This window comes from Saccharopolyspora sp., from assembly GCF_017434145.1.
Classification (GTDB): Bacteria; Actinomycetota; Actinomycetes; order Mycobacteriales; family Pseudonocardiaceae; genus Saccharopolyspora_C; species Saccharopolyspora_C galaxeae.
In genome coordinates this window covers 1-1541 of the sequence record NZ_JAFRFW010000271.1, presented here as the reverse complement: position 1 = coordinate 1541, position 1541 = coordinate 1, and the positions used below count along the sequence as shown (strand labels likewise).

The 1541-nt window shown below is 73.3% G+C and carries 2 protein-coding genes; one reads left to right on the top strand and one right to left on the bottom strand.

What is annotated here, in order from left to right; all coding sequences use genetic code 11:
* Nucleotides 1-415: hypothetical protein (locus tag IJH84_RS07640; RefSeq protein WP_295142019.1), on the top strand; the 415-nt coding region annotated here is incomplete at its 5' end.
* Between the two features lie 130 nt (nt 416-545).
* On the opposite strand, the gene IJH84_RS07635 is transcribed toward IJH84_RS07640, so the two are convergent.
* Nucleotides 546-1541 (bottom strand): HAD-IC family P-type ATPase (locus tag IJH84_RS07635; RefSeq protein ID WP_295142016.1); only part of this gene is annotated, 996 nt, incomplete at its 5' end.

Here is a 1541-nt window from a genome sequence, read left to right as displayed (position 1 = left end):
CCCGGCGTTCGTCGTGGCCACGCGGGACCGGGCGTTCCTGCTGGACAGCCCGGATCCGGCGTTCTTGGAGCGCGGTCCGTGCGCGCGGTTCGCGGAGCCGCTGCGCAAGATGCACATCACGGTCGTGCAGGCGTTCCTCGACTCGCTGCCGCCGGGGCCGGACCTGGCGGTGCGCCACGAGTCCAGCGCGACCCGCGCGGTGCGGGAGGTGGCGGATCGGGGCGGCCTCGCGATGCTCGCGTTCCCGCCGAGCGTGCAGGATCTGCACTCGGCGGCGGCGACGGGCTGCCGGCTGCCCGTGCAGGCGACCGCCTTCGGCCCGAACCCGCATCCCGGGCTGGTGCTGCGCGACCTGCCCGCACCGCGGAGTGCGCCCGATCCACAGCTCCAGACGGACCCGCACCTGCCGCAGTGATCGCTGGTCCAACGTGGACGGTCGTCGGTGGTGCACCGCGCGGTGCCGACACGCCCGATCCGCACCCGATCACCACGGATCATCCTGAGTGAGCGGACCGCTCGCCCGGCCAGGTTGGTCGAGGGTCGGTTCACTCGAAGCGCCCGGTGCGTGGTGCGGTGTGCCGACACGCCCGTACGTCACCGGATACGGCTGGGCTCGGATCTGAGTTCGCTCGGAGAACGCTGCGCGGGGGCCACGCCGGGATGTCGCTGCGGAAGCGGCGCAGGCGCAGGCTGTTGGCGACGACGAACGCGCTGGACAAGCCCATCGCGGCCCCGGCGATCATCGGGTTCAGCAGACCGGCCGCCGCCATCGGCAGCGCCGCCACGTTGTAGGCGAACGCCCAGAACAGGTTCTGCTTGATGGTCCCCAGCGTGCGCCGCGACAACCGGATCGCGTCCACCGCCGCGCGCAGATCACCGCGCACCAGCGTCAGGTCGGAGGCTTCGATCGCCACATCCGTCCCGGTTCCCATGGCCAGGCCGAGGTCGGCTTGCGCGAGCGCGGCGGCGTCGTTGATGCCGTCCCCGACCATCGCCACCGCGCGGCCCTCGCCCTGCAAGCGGCTGATCACGGCCGCCTTGTCCGCAGGCAGCACCTCGGAGATCACCTCGTCGATGCCCACCTCGGCCGCCACCGCGCGGGCCACGGTTTCGTTGTCCCCGGTCAGCAGCACGGGGGAGAGGCCGAGTTCGCGCAGCCGCCGGATCGCGTCCGCCGAGGTCGGTTTGACGGTGTCGGCGACCTCCAGCACGGCCCGGACGGCACCGTCCCAGGCGACCACCACCGCCGTGCGGCCGCGCCGCTGCGCTTCGAGCCGAGCGGTCCGCAGCGGCTCCGGCAGTTCCGCGTCCACCAGCGCGGGCCGTCCGACCCGGACCTCGTATCCGTCCACTTCGGACTCGACGCCGAGCCCTTCGACGTTGCGGAAGGCGTTCGCGGCGGGCAACGCGCCGACCCGATCGGCCGCACCTTGCGCGATCGCCCGCGCGACGGGGTGTTCGGAGCCGTGTTCGGCGGCTCCGGCCAGCCGCAGCGCGGTCCGCTCGTCGGAGTCCGCGACGTGCACGCCCACCAGCGACAT